Raw genomic sequence first — 26098 nt, 5'->3', positions numbered from 1 at the left:
GGCGGCCTATGTCTGGAAAATGGCCTGCGCTCACTGTCGAGCACTGCCTACCCAGGGGTTTGCCATGCCAAACAAAGCACTGACTATCCTGATTGCCGATGAGCAGCATCTGCAGCGGCTGTACATCGAGAAAATGCTCAATCAGCTGGGATATCACCGGATCGTGCCAGTGCAAACCTTCGACGAGGTGCAGATTCTTACCGCGATCCCGGCTGAGCCGTTCGATGTACTGATCATCAACGCGGGGCTGGCGGCCCATGTCAGCGGGCCACCGCCCCAGGTGCGCCATGTGCTTGTCTACGATCACCTGGACCTGGGCAACCCCGCCGGTGTCACGCCGGCGGTGCTGGTACGGCTGCCGGGCGTGCCGGATAACGTCAACCTCGAACACTTCATGGACATCATCGACCCACCCGCGGCCACCAGTGGCCTGCGGGTATTACCCTGGCTACGGGAGCTGGCCCGAACGCCAGTCGCCGGGGTTTAGTCCCACTGTGGCGCGATGCCCTTGGGGCTGGTCAGGCGATGGCCACGCTCCAGGCTGGCAATCTGCGCCATATCCGCGGCGCTCAAGGTCAGCTGCAGCGCCTTGAGGTTGCTCTCCAGGTTGGCGCGTTGGGTGGACGACGGGATCACCGCGTAGCCCAGTTGCATCGCCCAGGCCAACGTGACTTGGGCCGCCGTGGCATGGTGGCGCTCGGCGATCTGCTGGATCACTGGATCTTTCAGCACTTCGCCGTAGGCCAGGGTCATGTAGGAGGTGATGTGGATGCCGTGGGCGCTGGCGAAGTCCACGACCTTGCGGTTTTGCAGGTAGGGGTGCAGTTCGATCTGGTGGGTGGCGATGTTTTCTGCGCCCACTGCGGCAATCGCCTGTTTCATCAGGTCGATGGTGAAGTTGGAAACGCCGATCTGGCGTGTCAGGCCCAGGCGCTTGGCTTCCAGCAACTGGCCCATGAATTCGGCGACGGGCACTTGGTCTTCCGGCGATGGCCAGTGGATCAAGGTCAGGTCGAGATAATCGCTCTGCAATTTGCGTAGGCTTTCGCGCAGGCTGGGGATCAACTGGCCTTCGGCGAAATGGGCGATCCAGATCTTGCTGGTGATGAACAGATCGTCGCGCGGGATGCCGCTGTCGGCGATCGCCTGGCCAACATCAGCTTCGTTCTCATAGATCTGCGCGGTGTCGATGACGCGGTAGCCCAGTTCCAGGCCCGTGTTCACGGAATCGATCACCACCTTGCCTTGCAAGCGGAAGGTGCCGAGGCCGAAGGCCGGAACGGTTTGCGTGGGGATAGACATCAGTAACTCCAGAAGGGGTGAACAATGGCGCTGAGTATCCGCCTGTCGTTCCTTCGGAAAAACCGTCCAGTCCGAAAAGGACTCTTTACCGCAGATCACGAATCGTCATAGCCGGTCTGGGGGAAGGCGCACGTCGCACCGCCGCCCCCACCGGTTGGACTCAGCGCGTCATTTTGCCCGCAACCGCTCTGCGGCGCTGCGCAACAGCTGCTCGGTGGCGTCCCAGCCCAGGCAACCATCGGTGACCGATACGCCGTATTTCATCGACGCGCTCAGCGGCTGGCAACCTTCGAACAAGTGACTTTCCAGCATCATGCCGATCAGCGAGGTGTCGCCTTGCAGGCGCTGCTCCAGCACCTCGTTGAACACCACCGGCTGACGCAAGGGGTCTTTGCCACTGTTGGCATGGCTGCAATCGACCATGATCCGCGCCGCCACCTTGGATTTGGCCAGGTCGTGTTTCACCTGCGCCACGTTCTGCGCATCGTAGTTCGGCCCACGGTGGCCGCCGCGCAGCACCAGATGGGTGTCGGGGTTGCCCGGGGTCTGGATGATCGCCGGATGGCCTTGGCTGTCGACACCGAAGTGCCGGTGCGGGTGGGAGGCCGAGCGCATCGCGTCACAGGCAATCGCGACGCCGCCGTCGGTGCCGTTCTTGAAGCCCACGGGCATGCCCAGGCCGCTGGCCATCTCGCGGTGGATTTGCGACTCGGTGGTGCGCGCGCCAATCGCTACCCAACTGAGCAGGTCATCGAAGTAGCCGGCGGCCATGGGTTGCAGCAGTTCGGTGGCGACCGGCAGGCCCAGGCGCAGCATTTCGCGCATCAATTGACGGGACAGGGTGAGGCCGGCGGCCATGTCATCGCTGCCGTCCAGATGCGGGTCGTAGGCCAAGCCTTTCCAACCGATGGTGGTGCGGGGTTTTTCGACGTAGGCGCGGATCACCAGCAGCATCTGGTCACTGACTTCCAGGGCCAGTTTCTTCAGGTTGCGTGCGTATTCCATGGCCGATTCCGGGTCGTGGATCGAACACGGGCCGACAATCACCAGCAAACGCTTATCTTCGCCATTGAGGATGGCGCGAACGGCGTGGCGATGGGCGTGGATCTGCTCGTTGAGGAACGGGCTGAGTGGCAGTTGGTGCTTGAGCTCAAGGGAGCTGGGCAGGCGCTGGGTCAGGGCTTCATTGGCGCTGGACAGATTGGTAACAGGCAGAGCGGCGGTGGCGGAGTTCATATTCAAGGCTTCCTGGGCAAGCGGCGGGTTCTTCCCGCGCGCTTGGCCCTACTGGGGTGTTCGACAATTGGCCGTATCGGCTACGTGTGTTGGCTTGCCACCAAGAGGTGACCGATCGGAGGCGGCAGGCTGTCCCGAACGGAGCTTGCTAAATCGCCATGCAGTGGAAGTGTCGTAGCGGTAATAGGTGGCGTAGTTCATGTCGTGATTCCTTGAGTGTTCTTACGAAATTTTTTGAGAGTCTGAAAAAACAAAACCCCCGGTCGGGGAGCCGACCGGGGGTTAGATTTCTCTGGCAGGCGACCCCTTGAGTAGTGGCCGCCGATTTCAGGTATCAGGCGCGCCAGTGGCTAAACCAATACCCAAAATAAAAGCTTACAGCTGCGCTCGAACCGCATACACGGGTAGCCGGCACCGAGCGCGGGGCGCTGGCAGCAGGGCAAACCTGAGTGTGGGTGAGTTGCAACATGTTGTGTCTCCAAATGATGGGGGGAGCTTACTAGAGGCATGCAGGAGGATTCAATCAGTAATTTCTATGGCGTGGGGGTACTTAGCGCTATTGGCCGAGATATGCTTGCAACACTTTGATAATGATTGCCTGGACGCGACCATGACTGCCTTTGCCCTTGCTGCTGCTCAATTGATCGCCATTGCGGGCGACCTACCTGCCAATCTCCAGCGGCACCTGGCCTTTATGCACGTGGCAGCAGAGCACGGTGTGCAGGTGTTGGTGTTTCCAGAGTTGTCGTTGACAGGCTACGAGCCGTCGTTGGCTGCCGGCTTGGCAATCGCCCCGGATGACGCGGTACTGGCGCCGCTGCGCGAGATGGCGCAGGCGCTCCGGTTGACGGCGGTGGTGGGGATGCCGATCCGCTTGGCGCCTGAGGCCGGTGTGTCGATCGGCGCACTGGTGTTGGGGGCAAACGGCTCCCTGGCGGTGTACACCAAGCAGCACCTGCATCCGGGTGAAGACGTTGCATTTGTCCCAGGGCAGGGTGGCGCTGTACTTGAGTGGGGTGGCGAGCGGATTGCGCTGGCGGTGTGTGCAGACTTTTCCCACGCGAGTCATCCGCGTGCTGCCGCGCAGGCGCAGGCCAATGTGTACGCCGCTGGTGTGTTGATCAGCGAAGGCGGCTACGCAACAGACAGCAACCTGCTGCAGGGTTACGCCGCCGAGCATGGCCTGCTGGTGTTGATGGCCAATCATGGTGGCCCATCCGGCGGCTACGTGTGCGCGGGTCGCAGTGCGATCTGGGCCGATGATGGCAGTTTGCTGGCTGCGGTGCCGGGTGCGGGTGATGCATTGGTGATAGCCCGCCGCGAAAGCGGGCAGTGGTCTGGCCAAGTGGTGGCTTTGTAAATGGCATTCCACCTGCGCGCGGCGACGGATCGCGACCTGACATTCGCACGCACACTGACCCACGAGGCCATGCGCGGCTATTACACGCAGTACGGCCTGCTGTGGTCCAACGATGGTTTTGATACCGCGTGGGCCGGTCGGGAAAACTGGCTGATTTGCCGTGACGACTGCGTCCTGGGCTTTATCAGCCTGAGTCGTGATAGGCACGCGTTGTATATCCGCGAACTGCATCTGCTCGAAAGCTGTCGCAAACAGGGCGCAGGCAGTTGGGTGCTGGAGCAGATGGCGCTCAAGGCATGCGCTCAGGGTTTGTTGCGCTTGACCGTATTCAAGACCAATCCGGCGAAACGCCTTTATCAGCGCATGGGGCTGAACATCGTCGGGGAGGAAGATTGCTTCTGGCGCATGGAGCGCGTTTGCCCCTTAAGCTAAACCTGCGCCAAATCCTAATAAGCGCATACTGGCTTCAGGAGACGACTTCCTGATCGTTGTTTTGGCCATCAGCCTCAGAAAGGATGATCCCTTCTTTCATGCCCAGAAGGACCGCTACCTTATGGGCCTCACCACGCCGTCCCTTTTTGCGTCCAGCGAGCACTTGATAGGTGGTTGCCGGATCAACGCCATGTTCACGGGCGAACGCTTGAACTGACTTTCCTTGATGTTCCAGCCAGGCCTTGGCTTGTGCAGCAGTACGGATTCCGGGCATAGTTCAAAACCGTTCAAGTTCGTTTAACAAAGAGATGAGTGTGTCACCTCTTGGGGTGTGCCAAATAGGATCATACATCCAAATGAGTGGAATCGGTTCGCGTTTGAGGCAAGAAAGAGAGCGACTTGGCCTGTCGCAAAAACTTTTTGGTGAGATAGGAGGGGTTGAAGCCAACGCACAGGGTAAATATGAAAGTGGAGGGCGTGCGCCTAAAGCGGACTACTTGTCTCGTGTCGCCGAAAGAGGTGTGGATATCCTGTACGTGTTGACCGGGAATGCCACGCCGATTCAATTGGAACACTTGAGCCAGGTCGAAGAGAAAGTACTGGGCGATTACCGGGCGATGTTCAAGGAAGATCAGGATGCTATCCGCCGCTTGACTTCAACCCTGGCCGAGCATTCATTTCATTTGAATGGCAAAGCCAAGCCGCAACCCCAGGATTCCTGACCTTTTGCCCCGCAAACTGGGCTGCCCGCCATTCGGCGGGCGAGTGCGGTGCCTTCAAACACTATATATATGACGCTTGCAGCTAGGTCTGCGCCTTGGTTTTTTGCTAAGGTGTTCAGCAACCTATAAGACCATATCGCGAGGTGTCTGCTTGATTAGGGTGCTAGTAGTCGATGACCATGATCTCGTTCGTACAGGCATTACACGAATGCTGGCTGACATCGATGGCCTGCAAGTAGTCGGCCAGGCTGAGTCCGGGGAAGAGTCCCTGATCAAGGCGCGGGAGTTGAAACCCGATGTGGTGTTGATGGACGTCAAGATGCCGGGGATCGGCGGTCTTGGCGCAACGACCAAGTTGTTGCGCAGCCACCCGGACATCAAGGTCGTGGTGGTGACAGTGTGCGAGGAAGATCCGTTCCCGACACGCCTGCTACAGGCCGGGGCGGCGGGTTACCTGACCAAAGGCGCAGGCCTGGCCGAGATGGTGCAAGCGATTCGCCTGGTGTTTGCCGGCCAGCGCTACATCAGCCCGCAGATTGCCCAGCAGTTGGCGATCAAGTCCTTCCAGCCCGTCAGTGATTCCCCGTTTGATGCGCTGTCGGAGCGGGAAATCCAGATTGCCTTGATGATCGTCGGCTGCCAGAAGGTACAGACGATCTCGGACAAGCTGTGCCTGTCGCCCAAGACCGTCAACACCTACCGCTACCGCATCTTCGAAAAACTCACTATCAGCAGTGATGTTGAACTGACCCTGCTCGCGGTGCGCCACGGCATGGTGGACGCCAGCGCCTGACATGACCACGCCGTTTGATCCGAGTGCCTTTCTCTCAACCTGCAGTGGCCGCCCTGGCGTGTACCGCATGTTCGACAGCGAGGCTCGCCTGCTTTATGTCGGTAAAGCCAAGAACCTGAAGAACCGCCTGGCGAGCTATTTTCGCAAGAGCGGCCTTGCGCCCAAGACGGCGGCATTGGTCGCGCGTATCGCCCAGGTCGAAACCACCATCACCGCCAACGAGACCGAAGCGCTGTTGCTTGAGCAGACGCTGATCAAGGAGTGGCGGCCGCCCTACAACATCCTGCTGCGTGACGATAAATCCTACCCCTACGTGTTTTTATCCGATGGCAACTTCCCACGCCTGAGCATTCACCGTGGCGCGAAGAAGCAGAAGGGCAAGTACTTCGGCCCGTATCCCAGTGCCGGCGCGATTCGCGAAAGCCTGAGCCTGCTGCAAAAGACCTTTTTTGTGCGCCAGTGCGAAGACAGCTTCTACAAGAACCGCACCCGGCCGTGCCTGCAATACCAGATCAAGCGGTGCAAGGCGCCTTGCGTGGGCCTGGTTGAGCCCGCCGAGTACGCCGAAGATGTGCGCCATTCGGTGATGTTCCTCGAAGGACGCAGCAACGCGCTCACCGATGAACTCTCCGCCGCCATGGAACAGGCCGCCAGCACCCTGGATTTCGAGCGCGCCGCCGAACTGCGCGACCAGATCTCCCTGCTGCGCCGCGTGCAGGACCAGCAGAGCATGGAAGGCGGCACCGGCGACGTCGATGTGATCGCCGCCTTCGTCAACCCGGGCGGCGCCTGTGTGCACCTGATCAGCGTGCGTGGCGGTCGGGTGCTGGGCAGCAAGAACTTCTTCCCGCAGACGGGTATCGATGAGGACGTCGCCGAAGTCATGGCTGCGTTCCTCGGCCAGTACTACGTCAGCAGCCCTGAGCGCGACCTGCCGTCCGAGCTGATCGTCAACGTGGTGCACGAAGACTTCCCCACGCTCATCGCGGCTATCCACGAACTGCGTGGCCGCGAGCTGGACATCAGCCACCGCGTGCGCGGCACCCGTGCCCGCTGGCAAACATTGGCGGTGACCAACGCCGAGCAAGCCCTGAGCGCACGCCTGGCCAATCGACAGCACGTCGCCGCACGCTTCGACGCCCTGGCCGAAGTCCTTAACCTGGACGAGCCACCGCAGCGCCTGGAGTGCTACGACATCAGCCACTCCAGCGGCGAGGCCACCGTCGCCTCCTGCGTGGTGTTCGGGCCGGAAGGGCCGATCAAGTCCGACTACCGGCGCTACAACATCGAAGGCGTCACCGCCGGCGATGACTACGCCGCCATGCACCAAGCCCTGACGCGGCGTTTCAGCAAGCTGAAGGACGGCGAGGGCAAGTTGCCGGACATCCTGCTGGTGGACGGCGGCAAAGGGCAGCTGTCCATGGCCCGTGACGTGCTCAACGAACTGGCGGTGCCCGACCTGATCCTCCTCGGCGTCGCCAAGGGCGCCACGCGCAAGGCTGGCTTCGAAACGTTGTACTTGAATGATGCCGCCCATGAGTTCACCTTGAAGGGCGACTCACCCGCACTGCACCTGATTCAACAGATCCGCGACGAAGCCCACCGTTTTGCAATTACCGGCCACCGCGCCCGTCGCGGCAAAACCCGGCGAACCTCAACCCTGGAAGGGGTGGCGGGGGTTGGCCCGACGCGACGTCGCGACTTGCTTAAACATTTTGGTGGCTTGCAAGAGCTCTCCCGTGCCAGCATTGACGAAATAGCCAAAGCACCCGGTATCAGTAAAAAGCTCGCTGAGCTGATTTATGCAAATCTGCACAGCGAATAGAATGCCTTTCCACCTCGTAGCCAGTTGTGCCGATGAATATCCCTAATCTGATCACCGTTCTACGCGTCCTGCTTATTCCGATTTTCATTCTGTTGTTCTATTTGCCGTACGAATGGAGCTATGCCGCTTCCAGCTCGGTGTTCGCCTTTGCCGCCGCCACCGACTGGCTCGATGGCTACCTGGCCCGCCGCCTGGAACAGAGCACGCCCTTTGGCGCGTTCCTGGACCCAGTGGCCGACAAACTGATGGTGGCCGTGGCCCTGGTCCTGCTGGTGCAGGAGCACGGCAACCTGTGGCTGACCCTGCCAGCCGCCGTGATCATCGGCCGCGAGATCGTCGTCTCGGCGCTGCGCGAATGGATGGCCGAAATCGGCGCCCGCGCCCACGTCGCCGTGTCCAACATGGGCAAATGGAAAACCGCTGCGCAGATGCTCGCCCTGGTGATCCTGCTGGCCAACCCGTCGGACTTCTCGTTCTGGGTCCTGACGGGCTACGCCTTGCTGCTGATCGCGGCTGGCCTGACGCTGTGGTCCATGCTCCAGTACCTGCGCGCTGCCTGGCCTCATCTGCGCACCACCGTTGAAAAGAAATAAAACTTTTTTGAATCAAAGGGTTGACCGGTTACGAGATTTGTATAGAATGCGCATCACCAAGCGGGAATAGCTCAGTTGGTAGAGCACGACCTTGCCAAGGTCGGGGTCGCGAGTTCGAGTCTCGTTTCCCGCTCCAAACACAAAGAAAAAGCCACTCAATAGAGTGGCTTTTTTTTGCCTGCGATTTGAGCTTCTCGCCAAATAGCTTGAGTTTGAACCTGTAGTGCTACTGCGCAGCATTCACCCCAGCCGCCTCCCTTCCGTACGCTGGAACACCTTCCAGTACCCCGCGTTTCTGCGCCTGCCGCCTCAACCTCGCAACCACCACAGCTATTGCGCGCCGGTAAGTATCTTCGCCTTCAGCCACTTTTACCGGCCTGACAGCATCCCAAAAGCGACCCGATACTTTCCTGAGAGCGACCTGTCGGTTTTTTAACGCCCATGGTTAAGCACTTGAATTAAAAAGAAAAAATATAATATCAATTGTGTTTTATATGAATTCTATATGTATACAGAGAAAATACATCCTATTGACCGACCCTTTTGCCCATGCCAGTCTGGCTTCACCCAGCCGCGTTTGCGGTGCCGAATTTACCCGTTGTCCCCTCACACCAACCTCCATCCCAGGAGGTTTGAAACTATAACTACAACGTAGATCGAGGCATGCCATGAAGACATTTTGGAAAACCGTTTGTGCGGTTGCGTTAGTGGGGCTGGTGACGCTTCCGGTGCAGGCCGAAGAAAAAACCATCACCGTCGGCACCATGTCCTGGGAAGATTTAACGCCCATTACCGGCGTCACCAAGAAGGTCCTGGAAAACGCCGGCTACACCGTCAAGGTGGTCGAGTTCTCCGAGGTCGGTATCGCGTATGCCGCGTTGACCAAGGGCGACGTGCAAGTCCTGGCGTCGCAGACCGACTACGCCACTCAGGATTACTGGAACAAGAACAAGAATCGCCTGGAAAAACTCTCGCCGGTATCCTACGGCCTATACCAGGCCATCGCCGTGCCGAAGTACGTCGATATCGACTCGCTGGAACAACTCAACGACAACGCCGACAAGTTCAGCGGCAAGATCATCGGCATCGAGCCAGGTTCGGGCTTGATGAGCGATGCCAACAAAGCGGTGAAGGACTACGGCTTCAAGCTGCAACTGCTCGAAGGCAGTACCGCCGCGATGACCGCCGCACTCAAGTCCGCCGTTGACCGCAAAGAGTGGGTCGCCGTGACCATCTGGGAACCGTCGTGGATGGCGCAGAAGTTTGACCTCAAGTTCCTCAAGGATCCAAAAGGCTCCTTCGCCCCGCCGCAAGCCTATTACTGGATCGGCCACAAAGGCTTCACCGGCGAGTACCCACACGCCCGTGAAGTGATCGCCAGCGTCTACGTGCCCCTGGCCGATATCACCGCCATCAACGGCGCCGTCAAGGATGGCCAGACCATGGACCAGGCCGTCGCCGCCTGGGCCGACAACCACGCCGACCTGATGAAGCGCTGGGCCAATATCAAACAATAACCCTCGAAGCATTTTTGCCACTGCCAGGTACGGACAACGCGTTCTGATCCATTAGAAAAACCAGCCCGACTGGTTCAATAGGCTTAGCAATGACAACGGTCAAAATAGACACCAACGAAGTGCTTGTGGATTGCCAGTCGGTCTGGAAAATCTTTGGTCAGAATGCCAAGGCGGCGATGGACGCGGTCGTCCACAAGGGCCTTGGCAAAACCCAGGTCTTGCAGGATTTCAGCTGCGTGGTCGGGGTGTCGGATGTGAGCCTGCAGGTTCGCCGCGGTGAGATTTTTTGCATCATGGGGTTGTCCGGCAGTGGCAAATCGACTCTGATCCGCTTGCTCAACAAATTGATCACCCCCAGCGCCGGCAAGGTGCTGGTCAAGGGCCAGGACTTGTCGGCGTTGTCGCCCGCGCAACTGCGCGACGTGCGCGCCAAGAATATCGGCATGGTGTTCCAGAGCGTGGCGCTGCTGCCCAACCGCACCGTGCTGGAAAACACCGCGTTCGGCCTGGAAGTGCAGGGCGTCGGCAAGGCCGAGCGTTATAAGGTGGCGGAACGTGCGCTGGCCAAGGTCGGGCTGACCGACTGGGCCGCGCGCTATCCCAGCGAACTCTCGGGCGGCATGCAACAGCGTGTCGGCCTGGCGCGGGCGCTCACCGCCGACCCGGAGATTATCCTGATGGACGAGCCGTTCAGCGCGCTCGACCCGTTGATCCGTCGCCAGTTGCAAGACGAATTCCGCCAGCTCACCAAAGAGCTGGGCAAGTCCGCCGTGTTTATCACCCACGACCTGGAAGAAGCGATCCGCATCGGCGATCGCATCGCCATCATGAAGGACGGGGTGATTATCCAGGTCGGCACCGCTGAAGAGATCGTGCTGAATCCGGCCGACGACTATGTCGCCGAATTCGTCGCGGGCATCTCGCGTTTGCATCTGGTCAAGGCCCACTCGGTGATGACGCCCATCGCGGCGTATCGCCAGGCGTTCCCGCTGTGCGATTTTTCGCGGTTGCCGCAGACCTCGCCCGACACCGATATCGACGCCTTGATCGGCCTGACCATCGGCGCCGACCTGGAACCGCTGGCGGTGGTCGAGCACGGCGTGGTGGTCGGCATTATCACGGCCAAGGATCTGCTGCGCGGCGTGCAAGGCATCCCCAATGAGGCCCACGCCGTGGCGCCGGTGCTGGAGACCACGCCATGACGACCCCGGATTTTTCGGTCCAGTTCGACGCTGCCGTGGACGCGGGCCTGATGTGGTTGCAGGACAACGGCGAATTCTTCTTTGAAACCGTCAACACCGCGCTGAACGGCGTGTTCAAGGGCGTGCTGTGGTGCATCGCCGCGCCGCCGTTCTATGTGATCGCCCTGGTGATCGGCCTGTTGGGCTGGCGCATGGTCGGGTTGCGGTTTGCCGTGTTGGCGGCGCTGGCCTTGTTGCTGTGCAGCTTTATCGGCCTGTGGCCCGAGACCGTCAGCACCCTCGCGCTGGTGCTCACGGCGACGTTGCTGGCCCTGCTGGTGGCGGTGCCGTTGGGCGTGTTGGCCGGGCTGGCGCCGGCGTTCGACCGCGTGGTCGACCCGTGCCTGGACCTGGTGCAGACCCTGCCGCCGTACATCTACCTGCTGCCAGCGATCGCCTTGCTCGGCTACGGCCCGGCGACGGCGTTGCTGGCGACCTTTATTGTTGCCGTGCCACCGGCCTTGCGCCTGACCTCGCTGGGCATCCGCATGACGCCCAAGGAGTTCGTCGAACTGGGCGACGCCAGCGGCGTCACCGGCCTGCAGATGTTCTTCAAGATCCGCTTGCCGTTCGCCATGCCGAGCATCATGGCGGGGGTGAACCAAAGCTTGATGATGGCGTTCGGCATGGTCGTCATCGCCGGGATCGTCGGTTCCGGCGGGTTGGGTGAAGCCATCTACGGCGCGGTGCGCACCCTGGACATCGCCAAGTCGATCAACGCCGCGCTGGCCATTGTCATCCTCACGATGATCCTCGACCGCCTCGCCCAAAGCGCTGCTGAATCGCGCACCGGAGCCAGCCAATGAACCTGACAGACTTGCGTTTCTCCCCCGGTGCTTTCCTGGCGCCGGCGATTGATTGGCTGAATGCCAACCTGCACGGTGTGTTTGTGCTGATCAGCAAGGTCATCGAAGCCACCCTCGGCGCTATCGAGACCGCGCTGCTCGCGCCCCACGCCTATGTGCTGATTGCCATCGTGGTGCTGCTGGCGTGGGTGCTGGCCAACTGGCGCGTGGCCGTGTTCGCCGGCTTGATGTTGGCGTTCTGTCTGTTTGCCGGCCTGTGGGTGGCGTCGATGCAGACCATCGCGCTGGTCTCGGTGGCGGTGCTGATTTCAGTCAGCGTGGCGTTCCCGCTGGGCATCCTGGCTGCGCGGGTCAAGCGTGTGGATGCGGCGCTGCTGCCGATCCTCAACATCATGCAAACCGTGCCGCCGTGGGTGTACCTGATCCCGGCGGTGATGCTGTTCAGCCTGGGTCGCGTACCGGCGATCATCGCCACCATCGTCTATGGCATTCCGCCGATGCTGCGCCTGACCACCCTGGCGTTCAAGCAACTGCCCAAAGACTTGCTGGAGTTGGGCCAGGCCATGGGCGCTTCACCGCGGCACATCCTGTTCAAGATCGAACTGCCCACGGCGGCGCCGACGCTGCTGGTGGGGCTGAACCAATGCATCCTGCTGTCGCTGGCGATGGTGGTGCTGGCCGGCTTGGTCGGCGCGGGCGGCCTGGGCGCGGAAGTGACGCGCGGCCTGACCCGCATGGAAATGGGCCTGGGCCTGCGTGCCGGGCTGGCGATTGTCGCGGTGGCGCTGTTGCTTGATCGCTTGTCACGCGGCGCCTTGCAGCGCCAGGCACGGCGGACGTGAAGTGGTAGCGCGACGCCAATTCAGCGATGTGATGCAGTGCAAGAACCTGCGTTATCTCAACGATCATCACAGCCAGGAGGTGCGCAAGGCGCGGGCGGGGTTTGTGCTGCTGGAGCATTTTTCGCTGCCGGCCTTTACCCAGGCGCTGGACACCATCGTCACCGCCAACCTGATCCGGCCCGAGTCGTTTGCAACGCAAACCTTTGGCCTGGCGTTTGATGAAGTGGTCAGCGACCTCGGCCTGGTGATCCGGCCCGACGCGCGCCTGAGCCTGGACGCAGTACTAGAACTCGACGTGCTGGTGATCTGCGGCGGCTACCGCACGCCGCTGCGCTACAACGATGAGCTGAGCGTGTTGTTGGGCGCAGCGGCGGAGCAGGGCGTTGCCTTGGCGGGCATCTGGAATGGCGCCTGGTTTCTCGGCCGCGCAGGGGTGTTGGAGGGCTATCGCTGCGCGATTCATCCCGAGCACCGCCCGGCGCTGGCGGAGATTGCGCGGCTCAGTCATGTCACCAGTGAAGCCTATGTGGTGGACCGCAATCGCCTTACGGCGTCGAGTCCGACTGGCGCCTTCTATATGGCGCTGGAGTGGATCCGCAGCCTGCACGGCAAGACACTCACCGATGGCATCGAGGACATCCTCGCGTTCGAGGCCTCGCGCTTTCGGCGGGCCAAGCCGCTGTTGAGCGTGTCGGTCAGCGGGCCGTTGCGCGAAGTGATCAACCTGATGGACGTGAACCTCGAAGAGCCGCTGCAAATGGAAGACCTGTGCCTGTATGCCGGCCGCTCACGACGGCAGATCGAGCGGTTGTTCAAGGAGCAACTGGGCACCTCGCCGCAGCGCTACTACATGGACCTGCGCATCACCGAGGCGCGGCGCTTGTTGCAGCACACCTCGCTGACCATCGTCGAGGTCTCGGTGGCCTGTGGGTTTGTCTCGCCCAGCCATTTCAGCAAGTGCTACAGCGCCTATTTCGGGCATCGTCCGTCCAAGGAAATTCGCCTGGTCAAATAGCCGGTAAAGCCCGCAGCCATAGGGCTGTCGACGATGTTTTTGTTGTGTATATTAATTGTAGACAATTAGAATATTGTTGTTTTATAGTGCGAATACAGGTAGTAGACCGTGTGCACTTACTACTTAGGAAGGTTTCACCATGGCTACCAAAGAACTCACTACGCCGGCTCCGGTCGAGCCCAGCATTGACCGCAAGGCGGTATTGGGTGAGGCGCTGCGTCGCCGCATCCTCAGCATGGAACTGGCACCGGGTGCCGTGGTGGACGAGTTGGCGCTGTGTGATGAGTTTGGTTTGTCGCGCCCACCGGTGCGTGAACTGATGCGGCAAATGGCGGCGGAAGGGTACATCGACCTGGAAGCCAACCGGGCCGCGCGGGTCTCGGCGATGAGTTACCAGTCGCTGCGCAGTTTTTTTCTCGCGGCGCCGCTGATTTACATCGCGACGACGCAGCTGGCCTGTTCCCACGCAACCCCGGCCGAAGTGGTGGAATTGAAGCGTATCCAGGCGCTGTTCCGCACCGCCATCGAGGAAAAGGATGTGGAGAACCGGGTGTTGTACAACGACGAGTTCCACCTGCAAATCGGCAAGATGGCCCACAACGCCTACCTGATGCCGAGCTTGCAGCGCTTGCTGATCGACCACGCCCGTCTGGGCAAGATCTTCTACCGCCACCCGACCACGGTGGACATGCAGGAAGACCTGGAAGTGGCCGCCCAGCAGCATGACGACATGATCAGCGCAATCGAACACCACGATCCGGTCTTGGCCGGGGAAATCGTGAAGGCCCACCTCGAACTGTCCCGTCGGCGGATGTCCGAGTACGCGGCGCCCGAAGGCCTGGATGTAGCGCTCACACTCTGACCGTTTGATGCAGGCCAGCGTGACGCGATGCAGACGGGTAGCTGTTAGCTCTAACAACTATAAAAGAACCCAGGTCGCGAATAATGGCACTCATCAGAAACACCCCGGCAGACGATTCAACCTGTGGCTGGTTCCACCTGAGCCCGCCGCGCGTGGCACGCCCGCGCCATAGCGGTGTCAGCGCCACGCGCTGGGCCGTGGTCGGCGCAGGGTTCACCGGCCTTGCGGCGGCGCGGCAACTGGCGCTGAACTTCCCGGATGACGAGATCGTGTTGATCGAAGCCCAGGAAGTCGGCTACGGCGCTTCCGGGCGCAACGCGGGCTTTGCCATCGACTTGCCCCACGACATCGGCGCCGAAGACTATATCGGCGACATCGCCACCGCCAGGATCAGCATGGAACTCAACCTCGCCGGGCAATCCATGCTGCGCGCGCTGGTCGAGCAGCACGGCATCAACTGCCAGTGGCGCGATTGCGGCAAGTACCAGGCCGCCATCGAAGACCGTGGCATTGCCGTGCTGGACGCCTACCGCCGTGGTCTCGACAAGCTCGGCCAGGCCTACCAGGTGATCGAAGCCGCTGACTTGCCCAGCCGCATCGGCACCGATTTCTATCGCAAGGCACTGTTCACCCCGGGCACCGCACTGGTACAACCGGCGGCGCTGGTCAAAGGCCTGGCGGACACCTTGCCGGCCAACGTGACGCTGTACGAAAACACCCCGATCACCGCCGTCGAGTACGGCGACAAAACCGTGCTGACCCACCAAAACGGCCGCATCATCGCCGACAAACTGGTGCTCACCAACAACGCCTTCGCTATGAGCTTCGGCTTCCTTAAAAGCCGCATGCTGCCGATCTTCACCTACGCCAGCCTGACCCGGCCACTGAGCGAAGACGAGCAGGCGCGCCTGGGCGGCGACCCGTTCTGGGGCGTGATTCCCGCCGACCCTTTCGGCACCACCCTGCGCCGCACCGTGGACAACCGTCTGCTGGTGCGCAACAGCTTCAGCTACAACGCCGACGGGCGCAGCAACCCCAAGTACCTGCAACGCTTTGTGAAGCGCCACAAAGAGTCCTTCGACCGGCGCTTCCCGCTGCACCGCGACGTCACCTTCGACTACACCTGGGGCGGCTCCCTCAGCCTGTCGCGCAACCACATGGCGCACTTCGGCGAGTTGGCCAAAAACGTCTACGGCGCCCTGTGCTGCAATGGCCTGGGCGTGACCCGCGGCACCGTCACCGGCACCTTACTGGCCGAGTGGCTGGCGGGCAAAAGCAATCACCTGGTGGACTTCCTGTTGACGTCCCCGGGCCCCAGCAGAAACCCACCGGAGCCGCTGTTATCAGCGGGTGTAAACATGAACTTGTTATGGGGACAAAGCCGCGCCGGCCAGGAAAGCTGATCCGCAACATTCAAGAGAAGTAGTACCGAACTTAATCTATTGATTGGACAACAGCAGGCGTTTCAGCGACTGCGGTTTCTGATTGAGACGGCTTTCATTCGCCTGGATTTCAAGTGTGCGTTGTACCCCGGCGAATGAACGAAGCGAAGTAGGAGATAATAATGACAAGTCCGAATGCCTCAGTTGAGGATGTACCTCTTAATAACTTTCACCGTGTACTCACTGCCCGTTCGGGCGGGGGTTCATTTGTCGATGGTTATGTTTTAAGCATTATCGGGATTGCCATGTTGCAGATCACCGATGCCCTGCAACTGACCGAGTTCTGGCAGGGTTTGATTGCCGCATCGGCCTTGATTGGCGTGTTCTTTGGCGGTTTTATCGGTGGTTGGTTGACCGATAAGTTGGGGCGCAAGAAAGTTTATTTCATTGGCCCTTCGTTATTTATTGTGTGTTCCCTGGCGCAGTTCTGGGTTGAATCGGCGTGGCTATTGTTTGCCCTGCGTTTCATTATTGGCCTGGCCGTGGGCATTGAATACCCGGTGGCCACTTCGTTATTGGTGGAGTTCCTGCCAAAGAAACAACGCGGGCCACGGCTCGCCGCGCTGACCATCCTGTGGTTCGCCGGTGCGGCGTTTGCCTATGTGGTCGGCAACGCCATCATCAACACCGGCGCCGACGACGCCTGGCGCTATGCGCTGGCCAGTGCGGCGGTGATCGGCCTGGTGCTGTTCGTGCTGCGCCTGGGCACCCCGGAATCGGCGCGCTGGCTGCTCAGCAAAGGCCGCGACGCCGAGGCCGAACAGGTGATCCAGCGTGTCTACGGCCCGCACTATTCGCTGCGCGACCTGCCGGAGCAACCGGACGAACGCAAGATGACCTTCCGCGACCTGTTGCGCTCGGGCTACGGCCAGCGCCTGTTCTTTGTCTCGGTGTTCTGGTCGTGCTCGATCATCCCCGTGTTCGCCGTCTACGCCTTCGCCCCCAAAGTCTTGCAAGCCCTCAACCTGAAAGGCGAGTGGGCCTCCTATGGCTCGATGTTCATCACCTTGTTGTTTGTGGTCGGCTGCATCCTCGCCACCCGGCTGATCAACACCATCGGCCGGCGCAGCATGCTGATTCACAGCTTCCTCTGGTCAGGCCTGGCGCTGTTGCTACTGGCGGCGTTTTCCAACAGCCATGAACTGCTGGTGTTGTGCCTGTTCGGCGCCTACGCCGTGTTCATCGGCGGTGCCCAGGTGCTGCAACTGGTGTACCCGAATGAATTGTTCCCCACCGAAATCCGCGCCTTTGCCGTCGGCATCGGCACCTCGTTGTCGCGGGTTGGCGCCGCCGTGGGCACCTACCTAGTGCCGCTGTCGCTGACCTCGATTGGCATCGGCAACACCATGTACGTCGCCGCCGGCGTGACCTTTATCGGCCTGGCCGCCGCCTGGGCCATGGCCCCGGAAACACGCTCGTTGAACCTGCGGGACGCAGCGGCCTTGAGCAGCTGAGCGAAACATACAGCCCTTTCACTGTTGGAGAAACACCCATGAAATTTGAAGGCATCTACACCCCGGCAATCACCCCATTGACCGCCACCGGCCAGATCGACAACGCAGCCTTCGCTGACGTGCTCGAATACCTGATCGAATCCAAAGTGCACGGCATCATCATCGGCGGCTCCACCGGCGAGTACTACGCGCACACCGCCCAGGAGCGCATCGATCTGGCGGCCCACGCCAAGGAAGTCATCGGCAACCGCGTCGCACTGATCGTCGGCACCGGCGCCATCCGCACCGAAGATTCGGTGGAATACGCCAAGGCCGCCCGCGCCATCAAGGCCGACGCGATCCTCGTTGGCTCGCCGCCGTACGCGCTGCCCACCGAACAGGAAAACGCCATCCACGCGCTGGCCGTGGACCAGGCCGCCGGCCTGCCGATCATGCTCTACAACTACCCGGGCCGCATGAGCGTGAGCATGGGCGACGAGTACTTCAAGGCCGTCAGCGCCTCGAAAAACGTGGTGGCGATCAAGGAAAGCTCGGGCGACATGGCCCAGGTCCACCGCCTGGCCACCCAATACCCGCACATTGCGCTGTCCTGCGGCTGGGATGACCAGGCCCTGGAATTCTTCGCCTGGGGCGCACGCAGCTGGGTGTGTGCCGGTTCCAACTTCGTGCCGCGTGAACACATCGCCCTGTACGAAGCCTGCGTGATCGAAAAAGATTTCGACAAGGGCCGCAAGATCATGAGCGCCTTCATGCCCCTGATGGACTTCCTCGAAGGCGGTAAATTCGTCCAGGCGATCAAGGCCGGCTGCGCCTTCAACGGCCTGCGCACCGGCAGCGTGCGTGCGCCGCTGCAACCGCTGTTCGAGGACGAAAAGCAGGCACTGGAAGCCGTGATCACCAACCTCAAGCGCGACGTTGCGCAAATCGTCGGAGGTGCATGATGACGCACCTGCTCAGCGCCGCCGAATACGCGGCCATTGCCAAGGACATCCAGTTCCCCACCACGTCCTTTATCAACGGCGCGCCCTACACCTCGGTGTCGGGCAACACCTTCACCACCACCAACCCGGCCACCGGTGACGTGCTGGCTGAAATCACCGCGTGCAACAGCACCGACGTGGACGTCGCCGTGGCCTCGGCCAAGCAAGCCTTCGACGACGGCCGCTGGCACAAGCTCAGCCCCGGCACGCGCAAGAAAGTCCTGCTGCGTTTTGCCGACCTGCTGGAGCAGCACTCCCACGAACTGTCCGTGCTCGAAAGCCTGGACAGCGGCAAGCCGGTGCGCGAGTGCCAGCTGACCGACGTGCCGGAAACCATCCACATGATCCGCTGGCACGCCGAGCTGATCGACAAGATCTACGACAACACCGCGCCGGTGGGCCACGACGCCCTGACCCTGGTGGTGCGCGAAGCCATCGGCGTGGTCGGCCTGGTGCTGCCGTGGAACTTCCCGCTGCTGATGCTCGCCTGGAAAATCGCGCCATCGTTGGCGGCCGGTTGCTCGATCATCGTCAAGCCGGCCAAGGAAACCACCTTGACCGCCCTGCGCGTGGCCGAGCTGGCGTCCCAGGCTGGCGTGCCGGATGGCGTGTTCAACGTGGTGTCTGGCGGCGGTCGCGAAGTCGGCGAGCCGTTGGGCCGGCACATGGACGTGACCATGGTCAGCTTCACCGGCTCCACCGACACCGGCCGCCTGTTCCTGCACTACGCGGCCGAGTCCAACCTCAAGCGCATCGTCCTGGAACTGGGCGGCAAGAACCCGGCTGTGGTGATGAACGATGTCGCTGACCTGGACCTGGTGGCGGGGCATATCGTCAACGGTTCGTTCTGGAACATGGGCGAGAACTGCTCGGCCTCGTCGCGGCTGATCGTTCACGCCGACGTCAAGGATGAGCTGCTCAAGCGCATCGGCGTGCAATTGCAGGCCTGGAAGATGGGCAGCCCGCTGGACCCGGACAACCGCCTGGGCTCGATGGTCAGCCAGGCGCACTTCGACAAAGTCAGTTCCTATCTGGTACAGGCCGGCCACGAAAACCTGCGCGTGGTCTTCGGTGGCAAGACCGAAGACGGTATCTACGTGCAGCCTACCGTGGTCGACGGCGTCAGCGCTGATAGCCTGCTGTTCAAGGAGGAAATCTTCGGCCCGGTGCTGACCGTGACCACGTTCACCACCCTGGACGAAGCCATCGCCTTGGCCAACGACACCATCTACGGCCTGGCCGCGTCGGTGTACACCGACAACCTGCGCCATGCGATCAAGCTGTCCCGCGAGATCCGCGCCGGTATCGTCACCGTCAACTGCTTCGGCGAGGGCGATGCTTCGACCCCGTTCGGCGGCTACAAGCAGTCCGGCTTCGGCGGGCGTGACAAGTCCATCTGGGCCCACGACCAGTACACCGAGATCAAGACCATCTGGATCGACACGTCCGAAGGCTAAAAAAAACAGGCGCCTCTCTACAAAGCTCCACGCAAGCGGCGATTGAGGCGCCTCTCTTCCAACCGGGTCAACAATAAGAAGTCCACGGCCCAGCTCGTTTTCGCGAAGCTCTTTTCATGACTGCCTATCGTACTGCCCTTACTTCTGCCCATATCACTGCACTGCTGTTTGGCTTGACCGGTATTTTTGGCGCACTGATCCATGCCAGCGCCAGTGTGATCACCTTTGGCCGCGCAGCGTTCGCGCTGTTGGCCCTGGCGGTGTTCGCACAGCTGCAAGACCGTGCGTTGCTGCGCGGCCTGAACCTCAGGAAACTCTCGATTTATGCACTCTCGGGGCTGATGCTCGCCGCGCATTGGGTGACCTTTTTCATCGCGATCAAGGTCGGTGGCGTGGCGGTTGCCACCCTTGGCTTTGCCAGTTTCCCGGCCTTTATCACCTTGCTCGACATGGCCGTCTTCCGAGACCGACCGCATCTGGCCGAGGCGCTGTTGCTGCTGCTGGTGACCCTGGGCCTGGTGTTGGTGACGCCGTCGTTCGAACTCGCCAACCAGGGCACCGTCGGCTTGCTGTGGGGCCTGGCCTCGGGGCTGTCGTTTGCCTTGCTGGCCATGACCAACCGCCGCGCCACCGACGGGCGCAATGGCGTGCAAGTGGTGTTCTGGCAGAACGCGACGGTGGCTGCGATCATGGCCCCGTTTGCGGTGTTTGACCTGGTGGATCTCGGTGCCGTTGACTGGACCCACCTGGCCATCCTCGGCGTGCTGTGCACCGCCGTGTCCCAGGCCCTGTTCGTCAAAAGCCTCAAGGGCCTCAACGCCCGCAGCGCCGGCATGATCATCTCGCTGGAACCGGTGTACGCCATCGCCTGCGCCTGGTGGCTGTTCCACGAAGCGCCCTCATGGCGAATGCTCGCGGGTGCGGCGCTGATTGTGCTGGCGATCTTGATGTCGGCGCAGGGGGAGGGTAAGCGCGTTGCGGTGACCGAGTGATGGTGTCTGTCAGTTAAGGACAAACACTGTACCTGTGGGAGCGGGCTTGCCCGCGATGGCGGAGTGTCAGCTGATGCATTCGGTGACTGACACACTGCTATCGCGGGCAAGCCCGCTCCCACATTTTTTGACCGAGTCGGACCGGTCCTCACGCCGCCGCTTGCCGCCCCGGAATCGCCGCGATCAGCTCGCGGGTGTACTCCGTCGCGGGCCGGTTGAAGATGTGTTCCACCGAACCATGTTCGATCACCCGGCCATGGCGCAACACCAACACCTGATGCGCAAAGTTGGCCACCACCGACAGGTCATGTGACACCAGCACATAGGCAATGCCCATCTCCCGTTGCAGCTCTTCCAGCAGGTCGAGAATGTGCGCCTGCACCGACACATCCAGGGCGCTGACCGGTTCATCCAGCAGCAGTAAATCGGGTTTCAAGGCCAGGGCGCGGGCGATGGCGACGCGTTGGCATTGCCCGCCAGAGAGTTCGCGGGGCAGGCGGTCCAGGTAGCTGACGGGCAGGTGCACGCGGCTGATCAGTTCGCGCGCGGCCTGTTCCAGGGCGGCGCCTTTGAGCAACCCAAAGGATTCCAGCGGCTCGACGATGCTGTCGAAAATCGTCAAGCGCGGGTCCAGGGCGGCGAATGGGTTCTGCTGCACCAGTTGGATCCGCTGGCGCAGCGGGCGGAATTCGCGCCAGCTGAGGTCGGTGATGTCCTGCTGTTCGAAGTGCACGCGGCCGTGGCTGGGTTTTTCCAGGCCGAGGGCGATGCGCAGCGCCGTGCTTTTGCCCGAGCCGGACTCGCCAACAATCGCCAGGGTCTGCCCGGGGTACACCTCCAGGCTCAGGTCCTCCAGGGCCAGGAAGGTGCTGGCTTCGCCCTTGACCTTGGGCAGCGCGAAGGTCTTGCCGACGTGGTGCAGGCTGAGGATCGGCGCCTGCGTCGGGTCCAGGTTCAGCAACGGCTCACGGCGCCTGGCGAACGCCGGCGCGGCGGCGATCAGGGCGCGGGTGTAGTCGTGCCGGGGCGCGTCGAGGATCTGCCGGGGCGGGCCTTGTTCTACCAGTTCACCTTGCTGCATCACCAGGATGCGATCGGCGCGGTCGGTGGCCACGCCGAGGTCGTGGGTGATGATCAGCAGCGAAATCCCGCGCTCACTGACCAGGCGTTGCAGGTGGTCGAGGATCTTGCGCTGCACGGTCACGTCGAGGGCGCTGGTGGGCTCGTCGGCAATAATCAGGCGCGGGTTGCCGGCCAGGGCAATGGCGATCAGCACCCGCTGGCGCATGCCACCGGAGAGTTCATGGGGGTACTGGCGGGCGCGCAACACCGGTTTGTCGATACCCACCTGTTGCAGCAGCTCGACAATATCGGCATCCACGCCAGGGTAGCGTTTGCCGTGGGCCAGGATCAGCGCTTCAGCGATCTGCTGGCCGACGCGCAAGGTCGGATTGAGGCTGACCATCGGGTCCTGGGGCACCAGCCCGACCGTGCGGCCACGCACGCCACGCTTCTGGCGTTCGCTGGCGTGGGTCAGGTCGTTGCCTGCGATCCACAGCGCACCGCCGCTGATCTGCGCGTTGTCCGGCAGCAAGCCGAGGATCGCGTTGGCCAGGGTCGATTTGCCCGAGCCGGACTCGCCGACAATCGCCACGGTTTCACCCTCGGCAATCGCCAGCGACAGTTGTTTAACTGCGGGAGTCAGTTGCCCGCCGGAACGGTAGCTGACACTGAGTTGGCGCACATCCACTAAAGCGCTCATCGCTGGGTCTCCTCGAAGGTGCGGGCGATATGGTTGAGGCTGAACACCACGGCCACCAGGAACAGGCCGGGCAACAGGGACACCCACGGCGCGGTGATCAAGAAGTGCCGGCCGTTGGCGATCAGCGTGCCCCATTCGGCAGCCGGCGGCACTGCGCCGAAACCGAGGAAACTCAACCCGGCTGTGGCAAGGATCGCGGCGCCGAAATCCAGGGTGGCCAACACCGCCACCGGGCCCCAGGCATTCGGCAGGATGTGGCGCAGCAAGGTGCGCCCCCAACTGGCGCCGCCCAGGCGCGCGGCTTCGACGTAGGGCAGGGTCTTGACCCGCAGCACTTCGGCGCGGGTGGTGCGGGCGAACCCCGGAATAATGCCGACGCCCACGGCGATAGCCACCGGCACCGTGCCAAAGCCAATCGCGGTGACAATCGCCAGGGCCAGCAGCACGCCGGGCAGGGCCAGCAGTACGTCGACAAAGCGCATGATCAGCGAGTCGATCCGCCCGCCGGCAAAGCCCGAGAGGATGCCCAGCCCAAGCCCGCCCACCAGGGCAATGCCCACCGCCAGCGACGCCGCCAGCATCGACAGGCGCGCGCCGTAGACCACCCGGGTAAACAGGTCGCGGCCCAGTTCATCGGTACCGAACCAGTGGGTGAAGTTGGGCGCGCGCAGCTTGTCGGCGGGGGACGTGGCGTAGGGGTCAAAGCTGGTCAGCAGGTGCGGCACCACGGCCGAGACCAGCGCGAACAGCACCAGCAGCAGCGCCAGGCTGAAACCGGGTTTGCGCAGCAACGGCAGCAACACCGCCGTGGCGCGTTGCAGGCGGCTGCGGCGGCGCCACAGCGGGTGGCTGGCCGGCAGGGCTTTGCCACGCAGGTTCTGCTCAAGGATGGTCATGGTCTAGGACACCTTTGGCGTGTGGGAGATACGCGGGTCGAGCCACGGGTACAGCAGGTCCACCAGCAGGTTGACCAGCACAAACGCCGCCGCCGACACCGCGACGATGGCCAGCACCACCGGGATGTCCTGGCGCAACACGGCTTCCTGGGCCAGGCGGCCGATGCCGGAGCGGGCGAAAATGGTTTCCACCAGCACCGCACCAGACACCGTGTTGCCGACCTGCAAGCCGATCAGCGTGAGGATCGGCAACGCCGCATTCTTGAAGCCGTGGCGCGCCTGTACCTGGCCGCGGCTGAGGCCCTTGGCGTAGGCGGTGACGATGTACGACTCTTGCCACACGCCCTGGAAGCTGCGTTGCAGCACCTGGGCGTAGACCGCCGCGCTGGGAATCGCCAGGGTCACCGCCGGCAATATCAGGCTTTCAAAGCCCTTGCTGCCGGTGGCCGGAAACCAGCCCAGGCCAAACGCAAACACTTGGATCAGCAACAGGCCCATCCAGAACACCGGCACCGAAAAGCCCAGCGACGGCAGGCGCGTCAGGGCCTTTTTCAACGGTTGCCAGCGGACGTAGGCGGTCAGGTAGGCCAGGCCGATGCCGCCGAGCAACGACAACACAATGGCCAGACCGGCCAGGGACAGGGTTTGCGGCAGGCGCTCCACCAGCAATTCAGCCACCGGGCGGTTCATCGACAGCGACTGGCCGAAGTCACCGCGCAATGCGCCCCACAGCAGGTCGAAGTACTGCTCGAACACGCCCTTGTCCAAGCCGTAATAAGCCCGTGCCTTGGCCAGGTCTTCCACCGACAGCGCATCGGCCTCCATGCCCGAGGCGCTGAGCATCAGCGACAGGGTGTCGCCCGGCAGCAGATACAGGATGAAGTAGGTGATGCTGTAGGCGCCCCACAACACCAGCAGCGCCTGGCCGACCCGGCCGATCAGGTAGCGGCTCATGGCGTGCCGATCTCGATATCACCCAGCAGCGCGAAACCTTCGGCGGTCCAGCGGAAGTTTTTCACCTTGGCCGACGTCGCGGCCTGCCACACCCGCTCATACACCGGGAACGCCGAGCTTTCATCGATCAGCAGGTCTTGCAGGGCGCCATAGGCCGCTGCGCGTTGTGGGCCCTGGGTGGCGGTGATGCCGGCATCGAACAAGCCCTTGGCTTTTTCCAGTGTGGCCGGCTCATAGGTGTTGGTGGCCACGGTGGAGCTGTTGGCGGTGCGTGGGTCGAGGATGGTTTGCAGGATGATCGGGTCGGCGCGGGTCATGTAGTTGATCGTCAGGTCGTAGTTGCCGGCGGAGTTGTTGGCCACCCACTCGGCGCGGGTGACCACGCTGAGTTTCAACTCGATGCCGACCTTGCGCAGTTGGTCCTGGATCAACACGTCGCCGGCCGTTTCCGCTGGGCTGATGTTGTAGCTCAGGCTCAGGCGCTTGCCGTTTTTCTGCCGGTAACCGTCGGTGCCCTTGGCCCAGCCGGCTTGATCCAGCAGCTGCTCGGCGCCCGCCGGGTCATAGCCGAGCTTGGCCGCCTGGCTCTTGGCGAAGGGCGTGGTCACATCGAAGATGCCTTGCACCACCGGGAACTCGGCGTTGTACACGGTGCTGGCGTAGCTCGTGCGGTCGATGGACTTCTGCACGGCCAGGCGCACTTGCCGGTCGGCGAGGATGCGTTCGCCACGGGTGTTGGGGTACAGGTTCAGCGCCGGGCCTGGCAGCGAGCGGCTCTGGATGGTTGCGCCCTTGGACTGGAACAGCTTCAGGTCCACTTCGGAGAACGGGTTGCGCGGCCACAGGATGTCGGCCTTGCCTTGCAGGAACAGGCCGTTGCGCACGCTTTCTTCGGGGATGTAGGTGACGTCGATGGCGTCCAGATGGGCTTCGCCCTGGTTTTTCATATTGGCCGAGGCCCACGCGTAGCCTTTGCGTTTGGTCAGGTGCGCGCCGACTTCCGGGGTGTAGCTCGCCAGTACGAACGGCCCGGTGCCGATGATCTTGCCCAGGGAGCGCTCCTTGACGGTCAGCGCATAGGAGGCGGGCGCGAGGATCGCCAGGTTGGTGGTGGAAGTGGCCTGCAAGAACCCCGCGTTGGGCCGCGACAGCACCAGCTTGACGGTGAAGTCATCGACCACTTCGGCGTGGTCGTAACCCGCCAGGTAGGTCGCGCCAAACGTGGCGGGCAGCTCGGTGGCCAGGGCCTTGTCGCTGTCGAACGCGGTCTTCACCGCCTTGGCATCGAAGCGTTCGCCGTTGCTGAAGGTCACGTTGTCGCGCAGGTGAAAGGTGTAGGTCAGCGCGTCGTCACTGACCTCCCAGCTTTTGGCCAGCCACGGGATGATCTTGCCGGTTTCCGGGTCTTGGTCGGTGAGGGACTCGGCGACATTGCGCAGCAGCACCCGGTGTTCCAGCCAATAGACCTGGAACGGGTCGACGCTGACCAGAATGGTGTTGTCGCCAAAGAACGCGATGTTCAGGGTTTTGTTGGCCTGGGCCTGCTCACCCGAAGGCGAGCAACCGGCCAGGGCCAGCGCCAGGGCGCACGGGGCCAGCAAGCGGCTCATCAAGT

25 protein-coding genes and 1 tRNA gene are annotated in these 26098 nt (G+C 62.0%); 19 read left to right on the top strand and 7 right to left on the bottom strand.

The features are described from left to right. The first annotated feature begins 64 nt into the window (after positions 1-64). Complete coding sequence (locus ACU688_RS20720) at positions 65-487, top strand: ANTAR domain-containing protein (RefSeq protein ID WP_448186204.1); 423 nt, start codon at positions 65-67, stop codon at positions 485-487. On the opposite strand, the gene dkgB is transcribed toward ACU688_RS20720, so the two are convergent. Further along, a complete protein-coding gene (gene dkgB, locus ACU688_RS20715) occupies positions 484-1302 on the bottom strand; it encodes a 2,5-didehydrogluconate reductase DkgB (protein WP_448186203.1) in 819 nt (272 codons plus the stop codon). The genes ACU688_RS20720 and dkgB overlap by 4 nt on opposite strands. 168 nt (positions 1303-1470) lie before the next feature. Then, on the bottom strand, positions 1471-2538 hold the full coding sequence (locus ACU688_RS20710; RefSeq protein ID WP_448186202.1) for a 3-deoxy-7-phosphoheptulonate synthase: 1068 nt from the start codon (positions 2536-2538) through the stop codon (positions 1471-1473). A 610-nt stretch (positions 2539-3148) separates the two neighbouring features. Between ACU688_RS20710 and ACU688_RS20705 the strand changes: the two genes are divergently transcribed. Further along, positions 3149-3898 (top strand): carbon-nitrogen hydrolase family protein, encoded by a 750-nt coding sequence (locus ACU688_RS20705; protein ID WP_448186201.1) that lies wholly within the window; start codon positions 3149-3151, stop codon positions 3896-3898. Further along, on the top strand, positions 3899-4330 hold the full coding sequence (locus ACU688_RS20700) for a GNAT family N-acetyltransferase (protein WP_448186200.1): 432 nt from the start codon (positions 3899-3901) through the stop codon (positions 4328-4330). 34 nt (positions 4331-4364) lie between these two features. On the opposite strand, the gene ACU688_RS20695 is transcribed toward ACU688_RS20700, so the two are convergent. Next, positions 4365-4604, bottom strand: coding sequence for a DNA-binding protein (locus tag ACU688_RS20695; RefSeq protein WP_017737468.1), 240 nt, complete (start codon positions 4602-4604; stop codon positions 4365-4367). A gap of 82 nt (positions 4605-4686) precedes the next feature. On the opposite strand from ACU688_RS20695, the gene ACU688_RS20690 reads away from it, so the two are divergent. The 16 genes from ACU688_RS20690 to ACU688_RS20615 all read left to right on the top strand — a co-directional run bounded on the left by ACU688_RS20690 (position 4687) and on the right by ACU688_RS20615 (position 20871). Continuing rightward, positions 4687-5052: a helix-turn-helix domain-containing protein gene (locus ACU688_RS20690; protein ID WP_448186199.1), complete on the top strand. Its 366-nt coding sequence runs from the start codon at positions 4687-4689 to the stop codon at positions 5050-5052. 151 nt (positions 5053-5203) lie between these two features. Next, complete coding sequence (gene gacA, locus ACU688_RS20685) at positions 5204-5845, top strand: response regulator transcription factor GacA (protein ID WP_026136871.1); 642 nt, start codon at positions 5204-5206, stop codon at positions 5843-5845. Position 5846: 1 nt separating this feature from the next. Further along, a complete protein-coding gene (gene uvrC, locus ACU688_RS20680; protein ID WP_026136870.1) occupies positions 5847-7670 on the top strand; it encodes an excinuclease ABC subunit UvrC in 1824 nt (607 codons plus the stop codon). Positions 7671-7702: 32 nt separating this feature from the next. Beyond that, a complete protein-coding gene (gene pgsA / locus ACU688_RS20675; RefSeq protein ID WP_003232771.1) occupies positions 7703-8263 on the top strand; it encodes a CDP-diacylglycerol--glycerol-3-phosphate 3-phosphatidyltransferase in 561 nt (186 codons plus the stop codon). A gap of 60 nt (positions 8264-8323) precedes the next feature. Further along, positions 8324-8399 (top strand) — tRNA-Gly (locus ACU688_RS20670). Positions 8400-8931: 532 nt separating this feature from the next. Beyond that, positions 8932-9780 carry a glycine betaine ABC transporter substrate-binding protein gene (locus tag ACU688_RS20665; protein WP_448186198.1) on the top strand — a complete coding sequence of 283 codons (849 nt, stop codon included), beginning with the start codon at positions 8932-8934 and terminating at the stop codon, positions 9778-9780. Between the two features lie 89 nt (positions 9781-9869). Further along, the gene (locus ACU688_RS20660; protein WP_448186197.1) at positions 9870-10982 is read left to right on the top strand and encodes a quaternary amine ABC transporter ATP-binding protein; all 1113 of its coding nucleotides are present in this window, start codon (positions 9870-9872) and stop codon (positions 10980-10982) included. Continuing rightward, positions 10979-11827 carry an ABC transporter permease gene (locus tag ACU688_RS20655; RefSeq protein WP_448186196.1) on the top strand — a complete coding sequence of 283 codons (849 nt, stop codon included), beginning with the start codon at positions 10979-10981 and terminating at the stop codon, positions 11825-11827. Before ACU688_RS20660 ends, ACU688_RS20655 begins: the two co-directional genes overlap by 4 nt. Next, positions 11824-12669, top strand: a complete 846-nt coding sequence (locus ACU688_RS20650) for an ABC transporter permease (RefSeq protein ID WP_448186195.1) — start codon at positions 11824-11826, stop codon at positions 12667-12669. Before ACU688_RS20655 ends, ACU688_RS20650 begins: the two co-directional genes overlap by 4 nt. Position 12670: 1 nt before the next feature. Then, positions 12671-13684: a GlxA family transcriptional regulator gene (locus ACU688_RS20645; protein ID WP_448186194.1), complete on the top strand. Its 1014-nt coding sequence runs from the start codon at positions 12671-12673 to the stop codon at positions 13682-13684. Positions 13685-13823: 139 nt separating this feature from the next. Continuing rightward, a complete protein-coding gene (locus tag ACU688_RS20640) occupies positions 13824-14546 on the top strand; it encodes a GntR family transcriptional regulator (RefSeq protein WP_124525136.1) in 723 nt (240 codons plus the stop codon). An 83-nt stretch (positions 14547-14629) separates the two neighbouring features. Continuing rightward, positions 14630-15949 (top strand): NAD(P)/FAD-dependent oxidoreductase, encoded by a 1320-nt coding sequence (locus ACU688_RS20635; protein ID WP_448186193.1) that lies wholly within the window; start codon positions 14630-14632, stop codon positions 15947-15949. A 161-nt stretch (positions 15950-16110) separates the two neighbouring features. Continuing rightward, entirely contained in the window at positions 16111-17442 is a 1332-nt protein-coding gene (locus ACU688_RS20630) for an MFS transporter (RefSeq protein WP_448186192.1), read from the top strand. 38 nt (positions 17443-17480) lie between these two features. After that, complete coding sequence (locus tag ACU688_RS20625) at positions 17481-18383, top strand: dihydrodipicolinate synthase family protein (RefSeq protein WP_448186191.1); 903 nt, start codon at positions 17481-17483, stop codon at positions 18381-18383. Next, the gene (locus tag ACU688_RS20620) at positions 18383-19879 is read left to right on the top strand and encodes an aldehyde dehydrogenase (RefSeq protein WP_448186190.1); all 1497 of its coding nucleotides are present in this window, start codon (positions 18383-18385) and stop codon (positions 19877-19879) included. The genes ACU688_RS20625 and ACU688_RS20620 overlap by 1 nt, the downstream gene beginning before the upstream one ends. Positions 19880-19995: 116 nt before the next feature. Then, positions 19996-20871, top strand: a complete 876-nt coding sequence (locus ACU688_RS20615) for a DMT family transporter (protein ID WP_448186189.1) — start codon at positions 19996-19998, stop codon at positions 20869-20871. A gap of 148 nt (positions 20872-21019) precedes the next feature. On the opposite strand, the gene ACU688_RS20610 is transcribed toward ACU688_RS20615, so the two are convergent. Genes ACU688_RS20610 through ACU688_RS20595 form a run of 4 tightly spaced genes read right to left on the bottom strand, consistent with a single transcriptional unit; the run spans position 21020 to position 26093 of the window. Beyond that, positions 21020-22633, bottom strand: a complete 1614-nt coding sequence (locus ACU688_RS20610; RefSeq protein ID WP_448186188.1) for a dipeptide ABC transporter ATP-binding protein — start codon at positions 22631-22633, stop codon at positions 21020-21022. Beyond that, on the bottom strand, positions 22630-23529 hold the full coding sequence (locus tag ACU688_RS20605) for an ABC transporter permease (RefSeq protein WP_448186187.1): 900 nt from the start codon (positions 23527-23529) through the stop codon (positions 22630-22632). The genes ACU688_RS20610 and ACU688_RS20605 overlap by 4 nt, the downstream gene beginning before the upstream one ends. Positions 23530-23532: 3 nt before the next feature. Then, positions 23533-24483 carry an ABC transporter permease gene (locus ACU688_RS20600; RefSeq protein WP_448186186.1) on the bottom strand — a complete coding sequence of 317 codons (951 nt, stop codon included), beginning with the start codon at positions 24481-24483 and terminating at the stop codon, positions 23533-23535. Further along, entirely contained in the window at positions 24480-26093 is a 1614-nt protein-coding gene (locus tag ACU688_RS20595) for an ABC transporter substrate-binding protein (RefSeq protein WP_448186298.1), read from the bottom strand. The genes ACU688_RS20600 and ACU688_RS20595 overlap by 4 nt, the downstream gene beginning before the upstream one ends. Positions 26094-26098 lie beyond the last annotated feature (5 nt).

The organism is Pseudomonas acericola (SeqCode) (assembly GCF_053456465.1).
Note: the sequence above shows the minus strand (reverse complement) of the source record. Positions and strands in the feature narration are given on the sequence as shown.